The organism is Stappia sp., from assembly GCF_965276915.1.
In the GTDB taxonomy this organism is placed as follows: Bacteria; Pseudomonadota; Alphaproteobacteria; order Rhizobiales; family Stappiaceae; genus Stappia.
Genome location: NZ_OZ255709.1, coordinates 723780 through 748159 on the forward strand (window position 1 = coordinate 723780; position 24380 = coordinate 748159).

Sequence of the window (24380 nt, forward strand, 5' to 3'; positions counted from 1 at the left end):
GCCGTGGTCCGGTTCAGAGTCTGGTTCTGCCGCGCTTACTAACATAGCACCTTCCGCTCCGAAAGCCCGAGAAGTCGTTGCAATCATGCGATTTCGCGCTGCATTCGCGCGCTCCACCGTGTTTTGTCGCAGGCTTTCCTGCCATAATACTCGTGGTGCGCTGCAGTGGGTCGTATTTCGACATTTGCCCGATGGGTCCGCAGGACTTGCATGAAGGGCGCGGTTCATGGCAGAAAACTGCGAAGAAGGCGATCCGGCAGCCGTGTTGCCGCCGAAGTTTGCGACCGGGATTGACCGGTGGCACGGGAGCCGCCATCTCTGAGTTGGCGGTACAGTTTCAAAAAGCCAAGGTGAGCAGGCGAACGTGAGAGAGATGCAGCGACAGCGCGAAGTTCAGGACATGCTGAGAACGGCCGGTTTGCGCCCGACCCGTCAGCGCGTTGCGCTTGCCGAACTGCTGTACTCGCGCGGGAACCGCCATATCTCGGCCGAGCTTCTGCACGAGGAGGCCGAGGCCGCGGATGTGCCGGTGTCTCTGGCGACCGTGTACAACACGCTGCACCAGTTTACCGAGGCGGGTCTGCTGCGCGAGGTCGCCGTCGAGGGCACGAAGACCTATTTCGACACCAACACCGACGACCATCACCATTTCTTTATCGAGGGCGACAACCGCGTCATCGATGTTCCCGGCTCGGGCGTTTCGATGACGCGTCTGCCGGAAGCGCCTGAAGGCATGGAAATCGTGCGTGTGGACGTGGTGATCCGGCTCCGCCGCAAGGACTGATACCTCCGTCCCGGCCATGCACCCGGCCGATCTGCGCCCGAGCGTCCTCCCTCCCGGGGCCTGTCCGTTCCCCTGAAAATCAGGCAGCGTCCGCGCGCCGCGTGTTCTCCGGGCTCTTGCACAGGTCCGCGATCAGGCATTTCTCGCATTCGGGCCGGCGTGCCTTGCAGATGTAGCGGCCATGCAGGATCAGCCAGTGATGGGCGTGGAGCAGGAATTCCGGCGGGACCACCTTCTCCAGCGCCTTCTCCACCTCCAGTGGCGTCTTGCCGGGCGCGACGCCGATGCGGTTGCCAAGGCGGAAGAGATGGGTATCGACGGCGATGGTCGGCATGCCGAAGGCGATGTTGAGCACCACATTGGCCGTCTTGCGGCCGACGCCGGGCAGGGTTTCCAGCGCCTCGCGCTCCTGCGGCACTTCGCTGCCGAACCGGTCGATCAGGATCTCCGACAGGGCGATGACGTTTTTCGCCTTGTTCCGGTAGAGGCCGATCGTCTTGATCGCGTCGCGCAGCCTGTCCTCGCCGAGCGCCACCATCTTCTCCGGCGTGTCGGCAATCTCGAACAGCGGTCGCGTCGCCTTGTTGACACCCACATCCGTGGCTTGCGCCGACAGCGCCACCGCGACCAGCAACGTGTACGGGTTCACATAGTGGAGCTCGCCCTTCGGCTCGGGATTGGCGGCGTGGAAGCGGGCGAAGATCGCGTGGAACTCGGCCCTGGTGTAGCGCGGCCGGGCTGTCCGGCGCGGCACGCTCGCGGCCTTGGCGGTTGTCGTCCTGCCGGCGGCGGGCTTGCGTCTGGTGGCTGATTTCGGCTGGTTCTCGCTCATTCCCCCTCTATAATCCTCGCTCATGATGCCCGGCAATCCGAAATCCGAGCCGTTCGAGACCGGCGACGCCCGCCGCGACGACGGGAACGCGCCGTTCTTCGCCGCGCTTCTGACCCCCTACCGCTCGCTCGGGCCTGCCGGCTTTCGGGTTCTGATGCTGTTTGTCTGCGGCATCTGCCTGTCGACGGGCCTTTTGTTCCTGTCGCTTGGCGCGTGGCCGGTCTTCGGCTTTCTCGGGCTTGATGTGCTGCTGGTCTTCCTGGCGTTTCGCTGGAACTACAAGGCGGCGCGCGCCTTCGAGGAGGTGCGGGTATCGCGCACCGAAGTGCGCATCCGCAAGGTGCTCGCCTCCGGCCGCGAGCAGTCCTTCACCTGCAACCCGTTCTGGGCCCGGCTGCATCTGCGCGAGGAAGAGGACGAGGGGGTCACTCGCATCATGCTGACGGCGCGCGACCGGGCCATCGAGATCGGCAGCTTCCTGAACCCGGAAGACCGCACCAGCTTTGCCGGGGCCCTGCGTTCGGCGCTTGCGCTCGCGCAGTCGGGCGGGCCGCCTCTCGGCGCCCCTGCCGAATGAACTGACGGTCGGACCCGCCTGCGTCGTTGCCCTAGAAGACCCGGCAATATTGCGGCGCGGAGCCCGGGCGCTGCCAGTTGACGCGATTTCCCGAACCGCTGAGCACATATCCGCGATCGGCATAGTAAAGATCGACCCCGCCGCGGGACCGGTCCGCGAGCGTTACCGGCGAGAGGCCTTGCTCGCGCACGATTGCCACCTGCCGGTCGTTGTCGATGGTGACGGACAGGTAGGCACCGCTGTCGCAGTCGTATGACAGCTCGACCAGGTCGCCGCCCGGGACGAAAGGTGCGGGGGGCGGGGGCGCGATCGGCCCGCCGGCGACCGGCGCGTCACCGCCCCGTCCCGGCGCCATGGTGACCGTGCGGCTGCGCCCGCGCGGCAGATACATGCCAAGGCAGCGTCCCGAAGGGGTCGAAACCAGCCAGGGGTGGCCGGCCAGGGTCTGCTGCACCATCCGGCTTCCCGGCGGGACCCTCGCGTAGGTTTCGCGCATTCCGTCGAAATTGATCCAGTGCACGACGACCGGGCGCTGCCGGCGGTTCTCGAAGATCATGGTGGCCGGCAGGTCGCTTGGAACCGAGGTGATGAAGCCTTCATCGGCGCAGGTCGGTCCCTGCGGATCCGCGCCGGCGACCGGCAGCCCGCGTGTCAGGTCGGGATTGTCGGCGACAGCGGGCGCGGGGGCGGCACAGGCCTGCTGGAAGGCGCGCACCGGGCCGGCGCTGCCGGACAACGACACCCGATAGCGCCAGCTTCCCTGAAGCGCCACCGTCAGCGCTTCGCCGCGCGCCAGGCCCGACCAGATCGGATCGTCGGCGGCGAGCCGCACCACCGGCATCGATTGGCCGCTTTCATTGTTGGCCGATGATCCGCTCCCTGTGTAGCGGCGGGTGATGTCGCGGGCGGAAAGCGCGACGTCCACGGGGGCATTTTCGGCAAGGCGCAGATCGCCTGGCAGGAGGGTCGTGTCAATCTGGTTGGAGCCTCTGCTGCAGGTCGCCAGGAAGCCGCGATCGTCGGTTTCGCGAATGCCGTAGATCAGGCTCAAACTGCCGCCTTGGTCCGAAGAAACATACCATTCGCGATTGTCGAAAAGCGGCAGGGCGAGGCTGTCATGCGGAGCGGAGGAACTGCCGTTCGCCGATGCCTGGTTGCGGGCTTCTTCGGCCGTCTCCGTTTGCTCTTCCGTCGCTTCGCCGGTTCTTTCCCCTGTCCGGATCGCCGGGTCGGTGCGGGCGGTCTCGTCGCGGCTGCCGCGCAGGTTGCCGGATGTGTCCGATCCTTCCGCGCCGCCCGATGTGGTCGGCCGGCGGACGCCGCCGGCAAGCGGCGGGGCTGCGGGGCCGGCGGTGGAGGGCACCGCCCGGCGCACGCCGCCGCCGCTTGCCTGTTGCTTGGCCGCGGCCTTGGTGCTCATCGTCACCTTCCAGTCCCCGCAAATATCGACGGTGTCCTGCAGGATGCGCCCGTCGGCGAGCACGAGCCGCATCGGCCGGCGGCAGTCGATCTGCCCGTCATTCTTCGCGTTGCCCTCGACCTCGACGAAGACGCGTGCCTGGGAGCGGCGGCGCACCTGTGCCGGCCTGTCATCGATGAAAACCTCGCGGATCGCGGTGTCGTCATCGGTCTGGATCATCACCAGTTTGCGCTCAATGCGGCCGGAGGTCGTCTTTTTCGCCTGTGCGGGAGAGGCGGGGGACGAAGAGGAGACCGTCTCCGCGGGTGCGGCCTTCGGCGGTGCCGGGCGGGTTGCGGCCGCCGTCTCCACCGTCAGCGTGTAATTCGCCGCGCAAAGGTCGTAGGCGCGCGACAGCGAGCGGCCGTTGGACAGCGTGATTGCCAGCGTCTGCTGGCAGGCAAAGTCCTTGTCCGCCGCGCCGGCCTCCACGAAAAGGCTCGTGTCCGACTTGCCGACGGATTTGAGCGCGACGCCCCCGCTGGTCGCCGAGGTGATGGCGATCGCCGGATTGTCGCTCTTCAGCGAAACAATACGGACGTCGGCGCTGGCTCTTCCCGTGGAAAATGCCAGTACAGCGACGGTTGCGACCAGTGTCAGGGTGCTCGCAAAAGCGGCGGCCCCGCGGATGGCCGCAATTCGTGTCGGGCGGGCCGGCAGGGAGCGGTCTTGCATGTGGTCGGTATCCATCTCGCGTGCGTGCAGCCTGATGATGTGCTTGTGTGTGGCAGAGTGGCCCGGGTTTTTGGCCGAAGCAAGACGGCGCGCGCACCAACGGTTGCCGTCGCGCGCCTGCGATCCATGTCGCAAATCGGGTGGTACGCCGCCCCACCCGGCTCTAGGTTTCAAGGCAGGTTCGGCCGACACGTTCGGTGCGTTCGCACAGCTTGCAAGAGGAGACCGTCGCGATGACCGTGATGCAGGATATCGCCGCGCCGACGATGGCCGTACGCGCCGAACTTTCGCCGCGCGAGGCCGCCCGTGACTACGAGACCGTGCGGCGCACGTTGCAGACGATCACCGAGGGTTGGCGCGACCAGCCAAGCCTGGAGGCGCTGGCCGGGGATCTCGGACTGGAGCCGATCCAGCTGCAACGGGTCTTTTCGCGCTGGGCGGGGATCACGCCCAAGCAGTTCCTGCAGGCGATCACGCTCGATCACGCCCGTGCATTGCTGCGCCAGTCGGCGACCGTGCTGGATGCCAGCTACGAGGTGGGCCTGTCCGGCCCGGCCCGGTTGCATGATCTCTTCGTCACCCACGAGGCGATGACCCCGGGCATCTACCGCGCCAAGGGCGAGGGAGCGGTGATTTCCTGGGGGTTCCACCCCTCGCCTTTCGGCATGGCGCTGGTAATGGCGACCGAGCATGGCCTTGCCGGTCTGGCTTTCGCCGATCCGGGCGAGGAGCGCGCCGCGCTTGACGACATGATGGAGCGCTGGCCGCGGGCAGCCTATGCGGAAGACATTGCGCGCACCGCGCCGCTGGCCGAGCGGATCTTCAGTCCCGATGCCTGGACAGAGGATACGCCGCTGCGGGTCGTGCTGATCGGCACCGATTTCGAGATCCGCGTCTGGGAGACGCTGCTGCGCATTCCGCTTGGCCGCGCCACCACCTACAAGGCCATTGCCGAACGCCTCGGCAAGCCGAGCGCAGCGCGTGCCGTCGGCCGCGCCGTCGGTCGCAATCCGGTGTCCTTCGTGGTGCCCTGCCACCGGGTGCTCGGCAGCAACGGCAAGCTCTGCGGCTACCATTGGGGCCTGACCCGCAAGCGTGCCATCCTCGGCTGGGAAGCGGGCCTGGCCGGTCCCGTTCTGGAAAATCTCTGAGGCCGGTTCCGTGACCGCCCCTGTGACGGTTTCCTGCCGGTTCAGTGTCCCGTGCGCTGCCGCTTGAGCGCATAGAGCGCCTCCAGCGCCGCGCGCGGCGTCAGGTCGTCCGGGTCGAGTGCGTCGAGCGCATCGAGAACCGGATCGGGCGTCTTCGCCGCTGCGACGCGCGCCGGTGCTGCCAGCGCCGCGAACAGGGGCAGGTCGTCGATGAGCTGTTCGCCCGGCGCCCTGCGGTCCTGTTCTTCCAGTTGCGCCAGCACCGCGCGTGCCCGCTCGATCACCGCGCCCGGCAGGCCGGCGAGCTTTGCCACCTGGATGCCGTAGGAGCGGTCGGCGGCGCCGGCCACGATCTCGTGCAGGAAGACGACGTCGCCTTGCCATTCCTTCACCTTGACAGTGGCATTGGCGAGCCGGTCGAGCCGTGCCGACAGCGCCGTGAGCTCGTGATAGTGCGTGGCGAAGAGCGCGCGCGAGCGGTTGACCTCGTGCAGGTGCTCGATGGCCGCCCAGGCGATGGAGAGCCCGTCGAAGGTCGAGGTGCCTCGACCGATCTCGTCGAGGATCACCAGCGAGCGCGGTCCCGCCTGATTGAGGATCGCCGCCGTCTCGACCATCTCCACCATGAAGGTCGACCGCCCCCGGGCAAGATCGTCCGCCGCCCCCACGCGCGAGAACAGCCGGTCGACCACGCCGATATGGGCGGAGACAGCGGGCACGAAGGCGCCGGTCTGGGCAAGGATGGCGATCAGCGCGTTCTGGCGCAGGAAGGTCGACTTGCCGGCCATATTGGGGCCGGTGATCAGCCAGATCCGGCCGCCTTCGTCCCCCTCGCCCGGACCCAGATCGGCATCGTTGGCGACGAAACCCCCGCCTTCCCGTTTCAAGGCGGCCTCGACCACCGGATGGCGGCCGCCGTCAATGGCGAATGAAAGGCTGTCGTCGACGAGAGGCCGGCAATGGTTCTCCTCCTCCGCCAGATGGGCAAGACCGGCGGCGACATCGAGCACCGCAAGTCCGTCGGCGACCCCCTTGATGGCCGCGCCGGCCGTCACAGCGTCCGCGCACAGGCGCTGGAAAACCTCGCTCTCCAGCGCCAGCGAGCGTCCGGCGGCATTGGCGATGCGGCTTTCAAGGTCGGCCAGTTCGGTGGTGGTGAAGCGCATCGCGCCGGCCATGGTCTGGCGGTGGATGAAGCGTGCCGGATCGGCGGTCAGCTTGTCGGCATGGGTGGCCGGCACTTCGATGAACCAGCCGAGCACGTTGTTGTGCTTGATCTTCAGGGCCCGGATCGCGAGCTCCTCGATGAGCCCGCCCTGCAGTTGCGCGATCACCTTGCGGCTGTCGTCACGCAGCCGGCGCAACTCGTCGAGATCGGCAAGATAGCCTTCGGCGACAAACCCGCCGTCGCGGGCCAGCAGCGGCGGCTCGTCGACAAGGGCAAGGGCAAGCTCGCGGGCAAACTCAGCCGGCGCGGCGGCGATTCCCGACAGCGCCCCGCCGAGTTCCGCGCCTTCCACCTCCGCTCCGGAAAACAGCGCCGCAATCTCGCCGGCCGCGGCAAGTCCGCTGGCGAGCGCGACGAGGTCGCGCGGTCCCCCGCGCTGCATGGCGATGCGCGACAGGGCGCGGGCCATGTCCGGCACCGATTTCAGCTTCTCGCGCAGCCGCTCGCGCAGATAGGTATCCCCGGCAAGCCGCTCGACGGCGTCCTGGCGTTGGCGAATTGCCTCGATATCGGTCAGCGGCCCGCCGAGCCGTGCCGCAAGCAGGCGCGAGCCGGGTCCCGAAACCGTGCGGTCGATGACGGACAGCAGCGAACCGGCGCGCTCGCCGGACAGGGTGCGCATCAGCTCGAGATTTGCGCGCGTCGCCGGATCGATCAGCATGCGCGCGCTGGCGCCTTCCGCCGCGGGCGGGTCGAGCGGCGGCCGCTCGCCATATTGCGTGCGCTCGACATAGGCAACCGCCGCCGCCGCCGCCGTCAGCTCGAGCCGGGAGAAGCTGCCGAATGCCTCCGGCGTCGCGACGCCGTAGTAGCGGGCAAGCCGCTCCGGGGCCGTGGCGCTGTCGAAGAGGCTGCGAGGCACGGGCGACAGCGCCGCGCCGGATTCCTCGATCATCCGGCGCAACTCCGCGTCCTCGAGCAGGGTGTCGGCGACGACCACCTCGCGCGGGTCGATGCGGGCGAGATCGCCGGACAGTCCGCGCGCGTCGCTTGTCGCGATCCGGAAGGCGCCGGTGGAAATATCCACCCAGGCAAGCCCGTAGGCGGTGTCCCCGTCGAGCGAGCCGGTGCGGGCGCGCGCCAGCGTCAGGAGATAGTTGTTGCGGCTCGCCTCGAGCAGCCGGTCCTCGGTCAGCGTGCCCGGCGTGACGAGGCGCACCACCTCGCGCCGCACCACCGACTTCGAGCCGCGCTTCTTGGCCTCGGCCGGGTCCTCGGTCTGTTCGCAGACCGCGACGCGGAAGCCGAGCGAGATGAGCTTCTGCAGGTAGTCGTCGGCGGCATGCACCGGCACGCCGCACATGGGAATGTCCTCGCCCAGATGCTTGCCGCGCTTGGTCAGCGTGATGCCCAGCGCCCGCGAGGCCTCCTCCGCGTCCTGGAAGAACAGCTCGTAGAAGTCGCCCATGCGGTAGAACAGCAGGCAGTCGGGATTGGCCGTCTTGATCTCGATATACTGCGCCATCATCGGCGTCATGCCGGCGAGATCCGGCGCGGGCGTCTTCGGCGCGCTGCTGGTGTCTTGGGTCTGGATATCGTCGGCCATGCAATCTGGACCCTAGTTCGGCCGGCCCTTGCGGAAAACCCGAAAATGACGGGACCGCTTCCCCCTGGCAGGCAGCACCGGTGGTTTAGCAGAAGGAATAGGAGCTTTCACCGGATGTGCCCCCTCGTGCGGGTTGAGCGGGGTATTTTCCGGGGATAAGGTCTGCGTCCGCCGATCCGGCGGCAAGGTCGATGTGGAGGGGTGGAATGCCGACGACGGACAAATCGGGCAAGAGCAATGTCAGCTTTACCGATCAGGAGGCTCTGCAGTTCCACCAGCAGGGCCGGCCCGGCAAGCTGGAGATAACGCCGACCAAGCCGATGGCGACCCAGCGCGACCTGTCGCTTGCCTATTCGCCGGGCGTTGCGGTTCCCGTTCGGGCGATCGCCGAGGACCCCTCTCGCGCCTTCGACTACACGACGCGCGGCAATCTCGTCGCGGTGATCACCAACGGCACGGCGATCCTTGGCCTTGGCAATCTCGGCGCGCTTGCCGCCAAGCCGGTGATGGAGGGCAAGGCGGTGCTGTTCAAGCGCTTCGCCGACGTCGATTCCATCGACCTGGAGATCGATACCGAGGACGTCGACGCCTTCGTCAATTCCGTCCGTTATCTCGGCCCTTCCTTTGGCGGTATCAACCTTGAGGACATCAAGGCGCCGGACTGTTTCATCATCGAGCAGCGCCTGCGCGAACTGATGGACATTCCCGTCTTCCACGACGACCAGCACGGCACTGCGATCATCGCCGCCGCCGGCCTGATCAACGCGCTGCACCTGACCGGGCGCGAGCTGGCGACGACACGCATCGTCTGCAATGGTGCGGGCGCGGCCGGCATTGCCTGCATCGAGCTGATCAAGGCGATGGGCGTGCCGCACGAGAACGTGCTCCTGTGCGACACCAAGGGTGTCATCTACAAGGGCCGCACCGAGGGCATGAACCAGTGGAAATCCGCCCATGCGGTGGAGACGGACGCGCGCAGCCTCTACGAAGCGATGAAGGGCGCCGACGTCTTCCTCGGCGTGTCCGTCAAGGGCGCGCTGACCGAGGACATGCTGCGGGTGATGGCGCCGAACCCGATCATCTTCGCCATGGCCAACCCGGATCCGGAGGTCACGCCCGAGGAGGCGCATGCGGTGCGCGACGACGCCATCGTCGCCACGGGACGCTCCGACTATCCCAACCAGGTCAACAACGTCCTCGGCTTCCCCTACATCTTCCGCGGTGCGCTCGACGTGCAGGCCACCACCATCAATGACGAGATGAAGGTCGCCTGCGCCTGGGCGCTTGCCGAGCTTGCCCGCGAGGAGGTGCCCGACGAGGTCGCTGCCGCCTATCGCGGCAACCGGCCGAAATTCGGCCCCGAGTATATCATTCCGGTGCCCTTCGATCCGCGCCTGATCTCGGCGATCCCCCCGGCGGTTGCCCAGGCCGCGATGGACACAGGCGTCGCCCGCCGGCCGATCGTCGACATGGAGGCCTATCGCCACCAGCTCTCCGCCCGCCGCGATCCGGTTGCCGGCACATTGCAGCGGATCTTCTCCAAGGTGCGCCAGCAGCCCAAGCGCGTCGTCTTCGCCGAAGGCGAGGAGGAGCCGGTGATCCGCGCGGCGGCGAGCTTTGTCGCGCAGGGGCTCGGCGAGGCGATCCTGATCGGCCGCGAGGACGAGGTGCGCGAGGTCGCGGCTGCTGCCGGCGTCGATCTGGAGCGCGGCGGCATCTCGGTGCTCAATGCCAGGCTCTCCACCCGCAATGCCGACTACGCCGAGTATCTCTATGCAAGGCTGCAGCGGCGCGGCTACCTGCTGCGCGACTGCCAGCGGCTCGTCAACAACGACCGCAATTACTGGGGCGCCATCATGGTGGCGCGCGGCGATGCCGACGCCATGGTCACCGGCCTCACCCGCAACTATTCGGTCGCCCTCGATACGGTGCGCAGCGTCGTCGACGCCAAGCCCGGCCACCGGGTCATCGGCGTGTCGCTGGCCCTGTGCCGAGGCCGCACCGTGCTGGTCGCCGACACGGCCGTCATCGACATGCCGACCTCCGAGGAACTCGCCGACATAGCCGAGGAGGCGGCACATGTCGCCCGCCGCCTCGGCTACGAGCCGCGGATCGCCATGCTCGCCTATTCCACCTTTGGCCATCCGCGCGGCGAGCGTTCGGAGAAGGTCATCGAGGCGGTGAAGATCCTCGACCGGCGGCGCGTCGATTTCGAGTATGATGGCGAGATGGGCGCCGATGTTGCGCTCAACATGGACAAGATGGCGGCCTATCCCTTCTGCCGCCTGACGGGACCGGCCAACGTGCTGGTCATGCCGGCGTTCCACTCGGCCTCGATCTCGACAAAGATGCTGCAGGAGCTCGGCGGCTCGACGGTGATCGGCCCCCTTCTCGTCGGCCTCGACAAGCCGGTGCAGATCCTGCCCATCGGCGCCAAGGACAGCGACATCGTCAACATGGCGGCCATCGCCGCCTACAACGTGACGTGAGAAGGGCGGAAGGCATGGAAGCGCGGGGCCTCGTCAAGATCTGCGGTCTGTCGACCGAAGAGACGCTTCGCGCCGCGCTGGAAGCGGGGGCCGACATGATCGGCCTCGTCTTCTTTCCAAAGAGCCCGCGCAACGTTTCGCTGGAGACGGCGGCCGGCCTTGCAGAGCGGGCAAGGGGCAAGGCGGAAATCGTCGTGCTCACCGTCGATGCGGACGATGCACTTGTGGATGCCATTGTCGCCGGCGTGCGACCGGACTGGCTGCAGCTGCACGGACACGAGAGCCCGGAGCGCTGCGCCGAGTTGAAGGCGCGCCACGGCCTCCGCATCATGAAGGCGCTGGGCGTGACATCCGCCGGTGACCTTGCGGCGGCAACGCCCTATGTGCCCCATGTCGACCGGCTGCTCTTCGATGCAAGGCCGCCGAAAGGGGCCGAGCTTCCCGGCGGCAACGGCGTCAGCTTCGACTGGCGGATCCTCAAGGGCCTTGACCTTGGCGTTCCGCTCATGCTTTCCGGTGGGCTCGACACGGCGACGGTCGGCGAGGCGATCCGCATCGGCGGTGTCCGCGACGTCGACGTGTCGTCTGGCGTCGAGAGCGCCCGGGGCGTCAAGGACGCGGAACTTGTCAGGGCCTTTGTCGCGGCGGCGCGCGCCGGCATCGCGGATCAGGCCGGCAGGCCGCAATAGGAACAAGGCCGGCGCGCCCACGGGCGGCCCGGCCGCGCAACAGGGACGGAACGCATGACGATCCAGCACAACACTTTCCGCTCCGGTCCGGACGAGCGCGGCCATTTCGGCATTTTCGGCGGCCGCTATGTCGCCGAGACCTTGATGCCGCTGATCCTCGACCTGGAGCAGGCCTACAAGGACGCCAAGGCGGATCCCGCCTACCAGGCCGAGATCGACGATCTCAACGCCCACTATACCGGCCGCCCCTCGCCGCTTTATTTCGCCGAGCGGCTGACGGAGGAACTGGGCGGCGCGAAGATCTATTTCAAGCGCGACGAGCTCAACCACACCGGCAGCCACAAGATCAACAACTGCCTTGGCCAGATCCTGCTGGCCAAGCGCATGGGCAAGACCCGCATCATCGCCGAAACAGGCGCCGGCCAGCACGGCGTCGCGACCGCCACCGTCTGCGCCCGCTTCGGCCTGCCCTGCGTCGTCTACATGGGCGCGACCGATGTCGAGCGGCAGAAGCCCAACGTGTTCCGCATGAAGCTTCTGGGCGCCGAGATCGTGCCGGTGACGGCCGGTGCCGGCACGCTCAAGGACGCGATGAACGAGGCGCTGCGCGACTGGGTCACCAATGTCGACGACACCTACTATCTCATCGGCACGGCTGCCGGCCCCCATCCCTATCCGGAGATGGTGCGCGATTTCCAGGCGGTGATCGGCAAGGAGACCCGCGAGCAGGTGATGGCGGCGGAAGGCCGCCTGCCGGACGCGCTCGTCGCCGCTGTCGGCGGCGGCTCCAATGCCATCGGCCTGTTCCATCCCTTCCTCGACGATCCGCAGGTCGCCATTTATGGCGTCGAGGCGGGCGGTCGCGGGCTGGACGGCGAGGAGCATTGCGCGTCGCTCAGCGCCGGCAAGCCGGGCGTGCTGCACGGCAACCGCACCTATCTGCTGCAGGACGATGACGGCCAGATCCTCGAGGGGCACTCGATTTCGGCCGGCCTCGACTATCCGGGCATCGGTCCGGAGCATTCCTGGCTGAAGGAGACAGGCCGCGTCACCTATGTGCCGGCGACCGACGACGAGGCGCTCGAGGCCTTCAAGCTGCTGACCCGGGTCGAGGGCATCATCCCGGCGCTTGAGCCGGCCCATGCGCTGGCCCATGTGATGAAGCTTGCTCCGACCATGGGCAAGGACCAGGTCATCGTCATGAACCTGTGCGGGCGCGGCGACAAGGATGTCTTCACCGTCGGCAAGATCCTCGGCTTCGATCTCTGAGAAAGACCGGCCCGGCCGGTGGCGGCGGCAGGCCGGGCATCACCGTTCCACAAGATGCGTGCACTGCGCCTTGTCGGGACCGCTGCCTGGCGCGGGCGGGACAAAACAATTGCCTCGCGGCAGCGGATCGGCTATCCGTTCGCCAAGTGCCGCAACGCGCGGCCGCTCACGGCGTTTTTCGCCCCAGGCACCCGTAGCTCAGCTGGATAGAGCGCTGCCCTCCGAAGGCAGAGGTCACAGGTTCGAATCCTGTCGGGTGCGCCAAATTTCTACCGAAAATTCAACTACATAACAATGGTTAATCCGATCTCGGTGACCCTGAATCTAATTCGCGGAAGCACCACGGAAGCAGTCGAACGCGGGTTCTTAAGTGAATTTTCGGCTGCGCTAAAAGATTGAATATTGCATAGGCGATGACTTTTATGCGGAACATCCCGGGAGTTTCCGGATGCGCTCCGTCAGAAACTGCACCAGAGCTCTCGTTCTCGCGGGAAGATAGCGGCGGGAAGAGTAAATCACGTGAATTGCCTGATGATGCATGTCCCATCCGGCAAGCAGCCGATTGAGCGACCCGTCATCTACCAGGTCCTGGACGAGCCAGGCTGGGGCTGAACCGAAACCCAGCCCACGAAGCAAACTCTCGCGAAGCGCAAGTGAATTACCAACTTTGTAACGGCCGTTCGTTCGCACGGCAACATGACGGTCTTCGTTAGTCAGTTCGATAGTATCTCCGTAACCAGCTCCAAGGAACTTGATGTAGCTTTTTTCTGCTAGGTCACCTGGCTCGCGAATACAAGAGGTGCGGCCTAGGTAGGAAGGGGAAGCCACGAGTACGCGAGGAGAAACAGCAATCTTCCGTGCCACGGCATCCGGCGGCAAACTGTCACCAAGACGCAGGGCAACATCCACGCCCTCTTCAACCAAATCGACAATCCGATCGTTGAAGAGGACTTCGATTTGAACCTCCGGGTAGGTTTCCAGAAAATCCATAAAAAGGGCATTAAGCCTAAGCTCGCCCAGACCTACAGGAACATTAACCCGCAGCAGCCCTGCAACCGAACAGGTATGCTCTCGCGCCTCCTCTACGGCTTCACCATACTCCTCAAGTATGACTTTGCTGCGTGTATAAAATCGCATCCCCTCGTCAGTCGGCGTCAATCGACTTGTTGTTCGGTTTAGCAGCTTCACGCCCAAATCGGTTTCGAGCGATGCAATCATTTTGCTAACCGTGGGCTGACCGATGTTCAGATCTCGCGCGGCGGCGGAGAAACTCCTCAATTCGATAACGCGAGTGAATACCCGCATAGACCTGAACGCATCCATCTCATTCCCTTTTTGAATAAGGCATATGTTTCTTTAGATGCTTCAATAACGAGCTGGAATAGATCAGATGTTCGCATCTTCTGTCACATGCGAATAGGACGGCAAATGATTACGCAACCCAGTTATCCTTTGAGAGGCAAGCGTGTGGTGATTGTAGGAGGCAGTTCCGGGATTGGTTTGGCCGCAGCAAAGGCCGCAAAATGTGAAGGAGCTGAGGTCACAATTATCGGCCGCTCCGAAGAAAGGCTCCGGACGGCCGCCGCGCAGCTGGGAGGAGCGCAAACATTTGCCGCAGACGTTGCGGATCGCTCGAGTATTGAATCAGCAATCCACGCTATTGGCAAATTCGACCATCTTGTCCTGACGGCTGGAGGGATTCATGCCGGTTTGCTAGCCGAAACCGATCCGGAACAGTTGCTAATCGAATTGACCGAACATGTTGCAGGTTCGCTTTATGCTGTGAAGGCGGCTGTGGAGCATATTCAGGACACAGGCTCGATTGTGTTGATGGGAGGTCAGTTCTCCGACCGTCCGATGGGAAATGGCACCTCGCTTATGGCAATGGCTTGCCGCGGGATTGAGGCCCTGGCGCGCTCCTTGGCGCTTGAGCTAAAGCCGCTTCGTGTGAACGTGATTGCTCCAGGGTTTGTTGATACGCCTCTGTATGACGCATTTGGGGCCGAAGGTCGCGCAGAAGTACTAAGTAAGGCAGCTAGCGCAATACCGGTCGGGCGAGTCGGACGACCAGAAGAGGTCGGCCATGCAATCGTATTTCTTTTGACGAACGGTTATATGAATTGTGAGGTTCTGCACATAGACGGTGGCGGAAGGTTCGTCTGAGGAACCGTTTGCGGCAATGAACATCCGGGATAAATCGACGCCCCTCTTGGTGTAGTAGATTAACTGATGCGACAGGCTCTGTGACCTGCAACCCGAGTTTCTTCCGGTTTAGCGCGAAGCCCTCCGGCCCCGATTTTCCGGACAGCTCAGCGGCTGAGTTCTACTTCGGACGCGCCCTAGCGGTTCTAAATTCAAGAGAAAGAAACAAACGCCAAAGTATCCTTCAGTGGATTATAGAAACAGCGGCGAAAACCGTCTAGACGCCCTCCGAAGGCAGAGGTCACAGGTTCGAATCCTGTCGGGTGCGCCAATCATTTTTCATGAAATTCAAAGACTGGTGCCGTCACCTATGGGCGTATCAGCATGAGACCAGCCACGTTGTCACGGCAATTTCCGTGATCGGGGTTGGCGGGAAACGGCGACCTACTTCGGCGTTTGCCTCGGCTTCGCGCTGTCTTTGAGATGCAGGACTTTGAGCAATGGCGGGAACGCTCCTGAAACTGCAGCCAGGTTCAGATCAAGCGGGCATCCCCTGATGGAGCGCAGTGCAGAACGTACATGCGTTCCTCAGCGAGACCCGCACCTTCACCGGTTTGGTCAACTCCTTGTCCAGACCGGAGGCATCGACGGCTTTCCCGAGGCCGGCCAAGCGTTCATAAGCGTCCGGTGCCATTGTCTGAAACCGCGCGTGGCCTTGCTGACGCCGCAGACGGTGAATGCGATCGTCGCCAAGCTGCAAACGGCCGGCGCGATTACCCGCCGCCCCCATGCGGTACACGGTCGTATCCTGCAACTTGAAATTACCGAGGAAGGACGCCGGCGTCTCAATCTGGCGCGAAAGCAAATTCATGCGCTCGAACGCGAACTCGCGGCGAATGTTGATCCTGAAACCGTGCGACACGTCCGGAACTGGTTGGTAAAAGTCGCCGCGGATGCTCCTGAGACGGCGGCAGAACCTCGAGCTGCCTCCCACAAATTTCAGCCGGCGGGCGCCTCCATGAACTGCGAGAGCGACGAGAAGTCATCGTGAAGGTGACCCGCCGAGATGGCTCTTTGGAAGATAGCATCGTAGCCGAGGACGATGCTTCTATCGATGTTGCGGGTTTCCATGAGCTCGAGCAGATGCCGGAAGGCCCCGTAGTGTGGCGACACGGATGCGAGCGTATCGTCGTCTGCCTTGTATCGGCCGACATCGGCCCTGGCGATAAGATCGGCGACGAGGCCGCCAACGACCGGCGTCGTGACAGTCCACTGACGGCCAAGTTCGGCAAGCGCGATATTTTCGGCCCGGCAGACGGAAACGGCGTTCAAGGCTCCAAACAGCGCACCCCACATCAACGCCAGGACGGCGCTGTCGAGCGCGTTGGCCAGCCCGGGATCTTCTCCCACATGCTGCGTGTTCTCACTGAGGACATCCAGCACGCCTTTCACCGTCTCGAAGGTCTGGCGCGGCCCCGATACGAGGATCGCTCCGGTTGGCGTTCCGATGAGGTCCGGACTGGCCAGGATCGCTCCGTCGAGAAAACGCGCGCCTTGCTCGCCAAACCATGTCGCGCTTGTGCGTGCGCCATCGGGCGTTCCCGATGTCAGTTCGATCACCGTCTTGCCGGCAAGAGCCCGGTCGGCTTCGTCAGCTTTGAAAAGCTCGCCGGTGGCTTCATAGACGCTCACATTGACAATGACGATGTCCGAGACGGACACCGCTTCCACCATCGACTGGGCCACCACCGCGCCGTCGCCGGCAAGGGCTTCGGCTTTGCTGCGGCTCCGGTTGAAGACGGTGGTCGGATACCCGGCGCGGAGCAACGTCCGTGCCAGGGCCGATCCCATTCGTCCCGTGCCAATGATGCTGATTGAAGGTTTCATTGCCAAACTCCATGTTGTTGGCGCAGAGCGCCGCCCGATTGGTCGGTGGAGATTTGGTGAAGTCCGCGGCGTCCACAATACGCACCAAGAGGTTAGTGGTTACCGACCGGTAAGGGAGAAAGATGACTGACAGCAGCGAAGAATGCGGCCTCGCAGCCGCCCTTAAGGCGGTGACAGGCAAGTGGAAGCCGGATGTTCTGTGCGAGCTCGGCAAGGCCCCGCGCCGGTTCGGCCGGTTAAGGCAGTCGATACCGGCGGTCAGCGAAAAGATGCTCGCACAGACGCTGCGCGAACTGGAGGCTCACGGCCTTGTCGACCGTACGGTTCATGACGACGTTCCGGCCAAAGTTGTGTATTCGCTCACCGAGCGCGGGGCCGCACTGAATCGCGCGGCGGCTGCATTCTGCGATTGGCACGAGCGTTTCCCAGGGCGTGAGGTGGACCATGCGATTCAGTCGGATGCGCGCGCTCCGGTCTGACGCCCGCCGCGCTCTGCGTCCGGTTCCCCGATCCCGGAACGGAAATGTTCGCCACCGAATCGCCCTTGCGCCTGTGGAAAGCGCGGCGCATCCGCTCACCAAACGAGCGATGGAGCTTGGACTTTGTGTCGGACGCGTTCACGGACGGCCCTCGCTTCCGGGTTCTGGCCGTGGTTGACGACTACAGCCGCGAGTGGCTGGCACTGGCGCCCGCGTCAGTTCCCGCCGGTCCGCCCTTCGAACCTGTCGCGTTCCGCTGCGAGGCCGCTGCCGACGAGATCGAAGAACGCCCGCACCCTGGCAGTGCCCTTCAGGTCCTCATGGGTGACAATCCACAATTCCCCGGACATTTCGGGCAAGGGTGTTTCCAGGGCGCGGACAAGATCGGGATCGCCATCGCCGAGATAGCATGGCAGCAGGGCGAGGCCGATGCCCGCTCGCGTCGCGACAAGCTGGCTGATGAGGCTGTTCGTGCGGAAAACGACGGCCGCATCGGGCACGCCCGCACCGATCCAGTCGGCGGCGAGAATGCCCCTTGCGGTTTCCTCCCAGCCAATCACGGAATGACGGGCAAGCTCGGCAGGGCCGCAAAGACGCCCTCCCTGGGAGGCGAGATAGGCTGGCGAGCCATAGAGTGTCCAGGCAACATCCGAGAGCTTGCGGCCCCACAGGTCGCTTTCCTTCGGCCGCACCGGCCTCAGGGCGATGTCGGCTTCACGTCGCGACAGCGATAATATGCGGTTCTCGATGACAAGTTCGACGGTAATGCCCGGATGCTCATCGCGAAATTTGGCGAGATGCCGTGTCAGCGTCCGGTAGGCGAGCGTCTCCGAGGACGTGACGCGGAGGCGTCCGGTGAGCCGGTGGTCGCGGCCCGTGAGTGCCCGGTCGAGGGCGAGCGCCTCGTCTTCCATCCGTTCTGCCGTTGTCACCATCAGCGCGCCTGCCGGTGTCGGCTCGTAGCAACCGCCGGCGAGGCGCTCGAACAGCCGCACGCAGAACCTGCCCTCCAGTGCGTTCAGGCGCCGAAAGACCGTGGAGTGATCGATGCCCAGACTGAGCGCCGCGCCGGCAAGTCCTCTTGCCCGGGCGATTGCAAGCACCAGACGGAGGTCGTTCCAATTGTCCATCTGGCATTGATAGCGGCATGTGCGTTTGCAGTCATGCAAACACGATTGGCGAAAACTCAAATTCTATTGCCCGGAAGCCGGAAGTATCGTGCCGGGATGCACGTCCTTCCGCTTCCGAAAGGCACTCGACATGAGAATTCGTCACTCGACCGGGCCGCACCCGGACACTCCCCGCCCCGTTGCCGACCTGTCCGCCGGCGTCGCGACAGGCCGTCTTGCGAGGGGGAAACAGCCCTCTTCCGGGCTGACGCTCGTCAGCCACCCTCTTTGCCCCTATGTGCAGCGCGCCGCGATCGCCCTGCTTGAGAAGGGCATCCCGTTCCAGAGGGTGATGATCGACCTCGATGACAGGCCTGACTGGTTCGCTCCGCTTTCGCCGCTCGGCAAGGTGCCGCTCCTGCGGGTGCCCCGGCCGGACGGACCGGAGGCCGTGCTCTTCGAGAGCAACGTCATCTGCGAGTATATCGAGGAGACCGGAGCCGGCGTGAAACTGCATCCGGCCGACCCGCTGGAACGTGCCCGGCACCGGGCCTGGATGGATTTCGGCTCCGCCATTCTTGCCGATCTGTGGACGCTTGAGACCACATCGGATGCGGCCGCGTATGAGACGAAGAGGAAAGCCCTCGTCGGCCGGTTCGCGCGGGTTGAGGAAACGCTTGGCCAGGGGCCCTATTTCGCCGGCGAAGCGTTTGGCCTGGTCGATGCCGTCTTTGCGCCGATCTTCCGCTACTTCGACGTTTTCGACGGGATCACGGATACCGGGGTGTTCGACCGGACGCCGGCTGTTCGTGCCTGGCGTGTCGCGCTGTCGGCGCGGCAAAGCGTGCGCGATGCGGTCGATGCGGATTACCCGGCACGCCTGCGGGCGTTCCTGGCGCGGCACGATGCCCACATGCTCACGCTTGCAGCATGAGGTGCGCATGATGAACCAGACAACAGCCTGGACAGCGCTTGTCGTTGCCGGTTTCCTTGACGTCGCCTGGGCGGTTTCCATGAAATATGCCGAGGGTTACACCCGGCCGGGCTGGAGCCTTGCCTCGCTCGTCTTCCTGGGTCTCTTCGTTTATCTCCTCGGCCGCGCGTTGGAGGCGTTGCCGGTGGGAACGGCCTATGCCGTCTGGACCGGGATAGGTGCGGCCGGAACCGTATTCTTCGGCGTCCTGCTGTTTGGCGAGACCCTCAATCCCTTCCGTGTCGTCGGCGTGATTCTTGTCCTTGCCGGAATTGTGGCGCTCCGGCTGGCGCCGGCGTAAGGCAAAGGGGGCGTCCCTGTTTCCCGCATGATCCGGCTCCGCTTGCCCGTGCGGCCGGAACCGCCTGGCGGTGTCCCGCCTTGCAATCGCGGGTCGCAGCTCTGTAAAAGCGATTCTTCGGGCTGGCTTTCGCCAGCGGCACCGAGCCCGTCTCCGCGGAACCGGGCCGTTGGAAATCCTTGCGGGAGAGGCATTCCTGATGCCGGATGACATCAAGGGCCTGGGGCCCGTTGCGGTTCGCACCCGCTTTGGCATTTCGATGCTGCCGGCCATTGTCTACGGCCTCTTGTTGTATCTCCTCATATGGGGCGCACCCGTCGAGGGCGGGGTAGCGTTCGTCACCGGGCTTTTCCTGCTGCCGATGGGTATCGCGGCCGTGGTTTCCGCTTTCGCCGATCCACGCGCGACGGCCACCGAGTGGCGTCATATCCGCAATGGCTGGTTTGTGATCGCTATCCTGCTCGTGCTCTCGGCCGTGGTCATGGGCGAGGGGGCGGTCTGCATCGTGGTCGCCACGCCGATGCTTGGTGCCGGTTCCGCCGTCGGGTCGGCCACGACCCTGTGGGTCCTGCGCCGGCTGCGGCGCCCGTCGGCCACGGGTCTCGTGATGGTGCTGCCTCTGCTGGGCCTGCCCGTCGAGCATGCTCTCGTTTTCCCGGAAAAGCAGAGCGAGGTCAGGACTGTGATCGAGATTGACGCGCCGGTGAACACGGTGTGGCGCAATACGATCGAGATCAGGAATGTGGAGGCGTCCGAACTCCCCTTCACGTTCAGTCACGGGATCGTCGGCGTCCCGCACCCGGAGAACGCCCGCCTGGAGGGGCGCGGCATAGGCGCCGTGCGGCACTTGCGCTGGACGCAGGGTGTACGATTTCAGGAAGTCGTGACAGCCTGGGAGGAGAACAGCTATCTGGCCTGGGATTTCCGTTTCGGGCCTGAATCGATTCCGGCCGCAATCGATGCCCATATCGATGTCGACAGCTCCTACCTGAAACTGGCGACCGGCAACTATCTGCTGGAGCCGCTTCCCGGCGGTCGCACGCGGCTGACGCTGGCCACGCAGTATCGCATCGTCACTCCGATGAATGCCTATTGCGATTTCTGGGGATGGGTTTTCCTGAAGGATTTCCATGGCGCCGTCCTGCAGGTGATCCGCGACCGCTCCGAGCGGGCCGTGCTGGCGAGGCGCTAGGACCCGGATCCGTTAAATTGACGAAAATGGCGTTTGATATGACAAGAGATGCCAGGAAAGGCTCGAGGAGCGGGGCTGGCGCCCCGGTCGAGAGTCTTGACGCCGCAGATCGCCGTCAGATCGAACGTCCTTCGGATCGGGCGAATTTGCACGGGCGTTAAGCGTCGCAAGCTCCTGAAAGGCTTCAGTCCTGATCCTAGAAGCGGTAGGTGAGACCGGCGCTTGCCGAATGTTCCGACCCCGACCCGGAGACGTGCCCCTGGTAGCGGATGTGGGTCGTCAGGCCGGTGTCCAGCCGCATCGCCGCGCCGAGCCCGAGCGACAGCCGGTCCCGCTCCTGTTCGGCGGAGGCGGCACCGAAATCGACACCGGCGAAGGCAATGCTCGATACGGACGCCACGCGTGTGTCGCCGAAGAGATGCTGCCAGCCGAGATTGCCCTCGAGCGAGAAGGTCGCCGTTCCGACCGGCCGGTTCAGGCCGAGCCGCAAGCCCAGTCCGGAAACAGCCTGGCTCGCTTCCGTGCCCTGAACCGTCAGGTTCAGCACGCCGGCGCCGGTTTCCATGAAGCCGTCCTGCGAGGTGTGGGCGGCGTCGAGCGAGGCGAACGGGCCGAAGCGGAGCGAGGACTGGTGCGCGGTGCCCGCCATCATGTCGTAGAAGGCTTCCGCCGATCCTGCGAGCGAGTAGCCGTCGGTGGAGCTGGTGGCGATGGCGGCGCCGGTCGCGCGGCTGTAGTCATAGGTCTGCCAGGCGCCGGCCGCGGAGGCGGAGAGCGACAGCGCGCCTGCGCTCAGGCCGCCATAGAGGCCGGCGAACCAGCCTGCCATGTCGCCCCTGGCCGTGCCGCTTTCCAGGTTGCCACCGCTGAAGCCGCCGGCGAAGCCCAGCGTTCCGCTGAGATTGTCCGTCTCGACGGCCCGTTCGAAGCCGGCGGTAAAGCCCGCGAGTTTCGTGTTCCATCCAGCGGATGTTCCGGAGGAACCGACCCGCGTCAGGCTGCCGGTCGCCATGCCCCACATGGCCCAGGTGGCCTCGTGGTCGGGGCGGATGACACGGCTGGCGGGTGAAGCGGCCTGCCGACGCGGAACATAGCCGAGCGCGAGATCGCCGAGCGCCCCGGCCCCCTGGCCGCTGCCGCCGAGCGCGCCGGCCATGCCCCGCTGGCGCAGCGCGCCGGAGAAGCCGAGCGCGGCATTGAGGCCGGCGGCCGTGCCGGACGGGAAGATCTCCTTGGCGGAGAAGTCCCGGTCGGCGCGGTTGTAGGAGAGGACGAGTTCGTTGCCGGTGTAGCTGGCGCGCAGGTCGAGATCGGGAAGGTCGTCCCGGACGGTCTCGAAGGTGCCGTTGATCCCCCCGGCGGCCGTCAGGGCGGTGTAGCTTTGCAGGAAGGGGTAACTTCCCGGTGCGCCCAGAATATCGAGCGTGGTTCCGCTTGCCGCGATGGTGACCGCGCCCGAGACCGCGAGAAGATCGGACTGGCCGGCGGCGTTGATTTCCACCTGATAGGTCGAGCCTGCAAGGAAGGACGCGTCGCCGGCAACGTTGAGCGTGCCGATGGAGTTGCCGGTTGCGACGGTGCCGCTCGCCGTGATGTTGCCCACCGTGCCCGAGCCACCCAGAACCGCGCCGCCGGCGACGGTGACATCCCCGATCGCGCCGTTCACGAGAAGCCCGCCGGCACTGACCGTCGTCCCGCCGGCATAGGTGTTGGTTCCCGTCAGGATGGCGGTGCCCGTGCCGGTCTTGGTCAGCGCCCCTCCTCCGGAGATGACGCCTGCGAACGTGCCGGTTCCCGGCGTGTCGAGGGTCAGCGTAGCTGAGCCCAGGTCCACGTTGCCCGACCCTGTCAGCGAGGCGGCTGTCAGGTCGTGATCGTTGAGGTCCAGCGTTCCGCCGATGAGGGAATAGGCGCTGTTCTGCGCGAAGGCGCTCGCGGTGCCCGCGCGCAGGATGCCCCCGGACACGGTGGTGGTGCCGCCATAGGTGTTGGCTCCGGTGAGCTCGAGCGTGCCGGCGCCTTCCTTGGTCATGGTCCCCGTCCCGGAAAGGTTGCCGGAATAGGTGCCGTCCGTCGTCTGGCGGAAGATGACACTTGCGGAGTTGGCGATGTCGCCGTCAAGGCTTGCTCCCGTCCCCGCAAGCACGCCCCCGGTGACGGTGATCCCGCCGGTGAAGGAATGGGCGCTGCCGAGATAGAGCGTGCCCTCGCCGTTCTTGACAAGGGTCGTCGTGTCGAGGACGCCGGTGACGTTGATCGTCGAATTGGTGTTGGTGCCGACCGTGACGGCGCTGCCAAGCGGGTCGATATTGCCGGAGAGCGTCCAGGTCGCGCCGGGATTGGCCTCAAGGAACTGCACGCCCCGGAAGTTCGCGTCTTCCGACCCGGTCCCGCTGAGCTCCAGCGTGTTGTCGCTTGTGCCGAGCGTGACGTCGCCGATCAGCGACGAGGTGCTCGTCAGGGTCAGCCTGTTCCCGGAATTGACGAGATGGATCGCCTCCGCCCGGGTCGTGCCGTCGCCGGAAAGCCCGCCGGCGACGGTGCCCTCGACGACGATCCACGCACCACCTGTGCCAATGGCGTCCTGCCGGATGCCGGTGCCGCCGGCCCCGTTTGCGCCGTTCGCCCCGCCGCCGCTGCCAGCGCCACCCGCGCCGCCGTCACCGCCCTGCAGCGTCGCACCGCTTTCCACGAAAAGCCGGGCTAAACTGTTGTTGCGAAGATGGACGGCATGGCCGCCATTGCCGCCGTTTCCGCCAGCGGTGGGCGTGAGGTTGTAGGCGGTGGTGCCGCCATCGCCACCATCGCCGCCGATCTCGTTGCCGCTGAAATAGACGGGAACCAAAGGGTGGTTGAGAAGGCGGCTTTCCCCGCCGTCTCCGCCATTGCCGCCCGGCGTGGTGACCGGGTCGATGCCGCGCCCGCCGGCAACCAGGGTGCCGAGGCCAATGGCGGTGAGGGGAACATTGTTGTTGTTGTGGAGGCGAAAGGCGTCGTTCACGGTCTCGGTGCGGATCGTCAGGACGTCGTTCGTGCCCGTGGTCGTCGCGCTGGCCGTCACGCCGGCAACGGCGGAGATCTTGTTCGCGATGTCGGTGAGGGTATCGCCCGCGTGAATGGTAATCGTCACGTTGGTAGCGCCGATATTCACATCGAAACTGTCGCCCGCCGCGATGCCGGCCTGCCCGGCAAGGGTGGCAGTGCCGTCCAGGCCGGTGGTCGTGGACGCGATCGATGGCGTGTCATTGAGGCCGATGGAGGTCCCGTCCGCGCCGTTCGTTCCCGCTGCCTGCGCCCGGTGGCCAACTGGCGAAAGAGCCGTGGCGGAGAGGAGCGCCAGGGTGGAAAGGGCGAGAAAAAGCGGACGGGGGGAAGTGGACACGGGGACTCCGGCAGGTTCGGGGGAGGGCAGGTTCAGGCGGGGGCGTCTGGGCCAATGCCAGATTGCAAGGCGGGAGTACAAGCGCGAAGGTGGGAGATTCTCTATAATCTGCAACGAGATAGAACACAACCACCGCGAGCCGCCGATGACGTGCGACACCTCCGTCTGCGATATCGTCCGCCACGCCGGGCGGGTGGCCGCCCCGGCATCTTCATC

General features: G+C 65.3%; 19 protein-coding genes and 1 tRNA gene. 12 read left to right on the plus strand and 8 right to left on the minus strand.

The genetic code is table 11. The features are described from left to right. Nucleotides 1–373: 373 nt before the first annotated feature. Nucleotides 374–784: an iron response transcriptional regulator IrrA gene (gene irrA / locus ACQY46_RS03360; RefSeq protein ID WP_336623176.1), complete on the plus strand. Its 411-nt coding sequence runs from the start codon at nucleotides 374–376 to the stop codon at nucleotides 782–784. Nucleotides 785–863: 79 nt separating this feature from the next. Here the strand turns inward: irrA and nth are convergent, their stop codons facing one another. Then, nucleotides 864–1616 (minus strand): endonuclease III, encoded by a 753-nt coding sequence (gene nth / locus ACQY46_RS03365; RefSeq protein WP_428698898.1) that lies wholly within the window; start codon nucleotides 1614–1616, stop codon nucleotides 864–866. A gap of 22 nt (nucleotides 1617–1638) precedes the next feature. Between nth and ACQY46_RS03370 the strand changes: the two genes are divergently transcribed. After that, entirely contained in the window at nucleotides 1639–2193 is a 555-nt protein-coding gene (locus tag ACQY46_RS03370; RefSeq protein ID WP_428698899.1) for a DUF2244 domain-containing protein, read from the plus strand. A gap of 31 nt (nucleotides 2194–2224) precedes the next feature. Here ACQY46_RS03370 and ACQY46_RS03375 read toward each other — a convergent pair whose 3' ends face one another. Next, a complete protein-coding gene (locus ACQY46_RS03375; protein ID WP_428698900.1) occupies nucleotides 2225–4519 on the minus strand; it encodes a hypothetical protein in 2295 nt (764 codons plus the stop codon). Nucleotides 4520–4593: 74 nt separating this feature from the next. On the opposite strand from ACQY46_RS03375, the gene ACQY46_RS03380 reads away from it, so the two are divergent. Further along, on the plus strand, nucleotides 4594–5478 hold the full coding sequence (locus ACQY46_RS03380; protein ID WP_428700399.1) for a methylated-DNA--[protein]-cysteine S-methyltransferase: 885 nt from the start codon (nucleotides 4594–4596) through the stop codon (nucleotides 5476–5478). Between the two features lie 41 nt (nucleotides 5479–5519). Here ACQY46_RS03380 and mutS read toward each other — a convergent pair whose 3' ends face one another. After that, complete coding sequence (mutS, locus tag ACQY46_RS03385) at nucleotides 5520–8252, minus strand: DNA mismatch repair protein MutS (protein ID WP_428698901.1); 2733 nt, start codon at nucleotides 8250–8252, stop codon at nucleotides 5520–5522. 206 nt (nucleotides 8253–8458) lie between these two features. Between mutS and ACQY46_RS03390 the strand changes: the two genes are divergently transcribed. The 4 genes from ACQY46_RS03390 (at nucleotide 8459) to ACQY46_RS03405 (ending at nucleotide 12963) form a co-directional block, all read left to right on the plus strand. Beyond that, entirely contained in the window at nucleotides 8459–10741 is a 2283-nt protein-coding gene (locus ACQY46_RS03390) for an NADP-dependent malic enzyme (protein WP_428698902.1), read from the plus strand. Nucleotides 10742–10755: 14 nt separating this feature from the next. Beyond that, nucleotides 10756–11430, plus strand: coding sequence for a phosphoribosylanthranilate isomerase (locus ACQY46_RS03395; RefSeq protein ID WP_428698903.1), 675 nt, complete (start codon nucleotides 10756–10758; stop codon nucleotides 11428–11430). Nucleotides 11431–11484: 54 nt separating this feature from the next. Further along, complete coding sequence (trpB, locus tag ACQY46_RS03400) at nucleotides 11485–12699, plus strand: tryptophan synthase subunit beta (RefSeq protein ID WP_428698904.1); 1215 nt, start codon at nucleotides 11485–11487, stop codon at nucleotides 12697–12699. A 187-nt stretch (nucleotides 12700–12886) separates the two neighbouring features. Then, a tRNA-Arg gene (locus tag ACQY46_RS03405) sits at nucleotides 12887–12963 on the plus strand. 156 nt (nucleotides 12964–13119) lie between these two features. Here ACQY46_RS03405 and ACQY46_RS03410 read toward each other — a convergent pair. Next, a complete protein-coding gene (locus ACQY46_RS03410; protein WP_428698905.1) occupies nucleotides 13120–14022 on the minus strand; it encodes a LysR family transcriptional regulator in 903 nt (300 codons plus the stop codon). A 105-nt stretch (nucleotides 14023–14127) separates the two neighbouring features. Here ACQY46_RS03410 and ACQY46_RS03415 point away from each other — a divergent pair, with 105 nt between their 5' ends. Then, entirely contained in the window at nucleotides 14128–14862 is a 735-nt protein-coding gene (locus ACQY46_RS03415) for an SDR family oxidoreductase (RefSeq protein WP_428698906.1), read from the plus strand. 517 nt (nucleotides 14863–15379) lie between these two features. Here ACQY46_RS03415 and ACQY46_RS03420 read toward each other — a convergent pair. Further along, entirely contained in the window at nucleotides 15380–15763 is a 384-nt protein-coding gene (locus tag ACQY46_RS03420; protein WP_428698907.1) for a hypothetical protein, read from the minus strand. 77 nt (nucleotides 15764–15840) lie between these two features. After that, nucleotides 15841–16728, minus strand: a complete 888-nt coding sequence (locus ACQY46_RS03425) for an NAD(P)-dependent oxidoreductase (RefSeq protein WP_428698908.1) — start codon at nucleotides 16726–16728, stop codon at nucleotides 15841–15843. A 122-nt stretch (nucleotides 16729–16850) separates the two neighbouring features. Here ACQY46_RS03425 and ACQY46_RS03430 point away from each other — a divergent pair, with 122 nt between their 5' ends. After that, complete coding sequence (locus ACQY46_RS03430; RefSeq protein ID WP_428698909.1) at nucleotides 16851–17207, plus strand: winged helix-turn-helix transcriptional regulator; 357 nt, start codon at nucleotides 16851–16853, stop codon at nucleotides 17205–17207. A 215-nt stretch (nucleotides 17208–17422) separates the two neighbouring features. On the opposite strand, the gene ACQY46_RS03435 is transcribed toward ACQY46_RS03430, so the two are convergent. Continuing rightward, nucleotides 17423–18337: a LysR family transcriptional regulator gene (locus ACQY46_RS03435; RefSeq protein ID WP_428698910.1), complete on the minus strand. Its 915-nt coding sequence runs from the start codon at nucleotides 18335–18337 to the stop codon at nucleotides 17423–17425. A gap of 130 nt (nucleotides 18338–18467) precedes the next feature. Here ACQY46_RS03435 and ACQY46_RS03440 point away from each other — a divergent pair, with 130 nt between their 5' ends. From ACQY46_RS03440 to ACQY46_RS03450, 3 genes are all read left to right on the plus strand, one after another. Further along, the gene (locus ACQY46_RS03440) at nucleotides 18468–19250 is read left to right on the plus strand and encodes a glutathione S-transferase family protein (protein WP_428698911.1); all 783 of its coding nucleotides are present in this window, start codon (nucleotides 18468–18470) and stop codon (nucleotides 19248–19250) included. 10 nt (nucleotides 19251–19260) lie between these two features. Then, nucleotides 19261–19590, plus strand: a complete 330-nt coding sequence (locus ACQY46_RS03445; RefSeq protein WP_428700400.1) for a DMT family transporter — start codon at nucleotides 19261–19263, stop codon at nucleotides 19588–19590. A 199-nt stretch (nucleotides 19591–19789) separates the two neighbouring features. Then, nucleotides 19790–20782, plus strand: a complete 993-nt coding sequence (locus ACQY46_RS03450; RefSeq protein ID WP_428698912.1) for an SRPBCC family protein — start codon at nucleotides 19790–19792, stop codon at nucleotides 20780–20782. A gap of 196 nt (nucleotides 20783–20978) precedes the next feature. Here the strand turns inward: ACQY46_RS03450 and ACQY46_RS03455 are convergent, their stop codons facing one another. Then, the gene (locus ACQY46_RS03455) at nucleotides 20979–24164 is read right to left on the minus strand and encodes an autotransporter outer membrane beta-barrel domain-containing protein (protein WP_428698913.1); all 3186 of its coding nucleotides are present in this window, start codon (nucleotides 24162–24164) and stop codon (nucleotides 20979–20981) included. Nucleotides 24165–24380 lie beyond the last annotated feature (216 nt).

What these genes read in the sequence shown, in the direction of transcription:
- ACQY46_RS03415 (WP_428698906.1), top strand. Translation starts at nt 14,128, where the DNA reads ATGATTACGCAACCCAGTTATCCTTTGAGAGGCAAGCGTGTGGTGATT.
- ACQY46_RS03395 (WP_428698903.1), top strand. Translation starts at nt 10,756, where the DNA reads ATGGAAGCGCGGGGCCTCGTCAAGATCTGCGGTCTGTCGACCGAAGAG.
- ACQY46_RS03380 (WP_428700399.1), top strand. Translation starts at nt 4,594, where the DNA reads ATGGCCGTACGCGCCGAACTTTCGCCGCGCGAGGCCGCCCGTGACTAC.
- ACQY46_RS03440 (WP_428698911.1), top strand. Translation starts at nt 18,468, where the DNA reads ATGAGAATTCGTCACTCGACCGGGCCGCACCCGGACACTCCCCGCCCC.
- ACQY46_RS03435 (WP_428698910.1), bottom strand. Translation starts at nt 18,337, where the DNA reads ATGGACAATTGGAACGACCTCCGTCTGGTGCTTGCAATCGCCCGGGCA.
- ACQY46_RS03410 (WP_428698905.1), bottom strand. Translation starts at nt 14,022, where the DNA reads ATGGATGCGTTCAGGTCTATGCGGGTATTCACTCGCGTTATCGAATTG.
- ACQY46_RS03370 (WP_428698899.1), top strand. Translation starts at nt 1,639, where the DNA reads ATGATGCCCGGCAATCCGAAATCCGAGCCGTTCGAGACCGGCGACGCC.
- trpB (WP_428698904.1), top strand. Translation starts at nt 11,485, where the DNA reads ATGACGATCCAGCACAACACTTTCCGCTCCGGTCCGGACGAGCGCGGC.
- ACQY46_RS03390 (WP_428698902.1), top strand. Translation starts at nt 8,459, where the DNA reads ATGCCGACGACGGACAAATCGGGCAAGAGCAATGTCAGCTTTACCGAT.
- irrA (WP_336623176.1), top strand. Translation starts at nt 374, where the DNA reads ATGCAGCGACAGCGCGAAGTTCAGGACATGCTGAGAACGGCCGGTTTG.
- ACQY46_RS03450 (WP_428698912.1), top strand. Translation starts at nt 19,790, where the DNA reads ATGCCGGATGACATCAAGGGCCTGGGGCCCGTTGCGGTTCGCACCCGC.
- ACQY46_RS03430 (WP_428698909.1), top strand. Translation starts at nt 16,851, where the DNA reads ATGACTGACAGCAGCGAAGAATGCGGCCTCGCAGCCGCCCTTAAGGCG.
- ACQY46_RS03425 (WP_428698908.1), bottom strand. Translation starts at nt 16,728, where the DNA reads ATGAAACCTTCAATCAGCATCATTGGCACGGGACGAATGGGATCGGCC.
- nth (WP_428698898.1), bottom strand. Translation starts at nt 1,616, where the DNA reads ATGAGCGAGAACCAGCCGAAATCAGCCACCAGACGCAAGCCCGCCGCC.
- ACQY46_RS03445 (WP_428700400.1), top strand. Translation starts at nt 19,261, where the DNA reads ATGAACCAGACAACAGCCTGGACAGCGCTTGTCGTTGCCGGTTTCCTT.
- mutS (WP_428698901.1), bottom strand. Translation starts at nt 8,252, where the DNA reads ATGGCCGACGATATCCAGACCCAAGACACCAGCAGCGCGCCGAAGACG.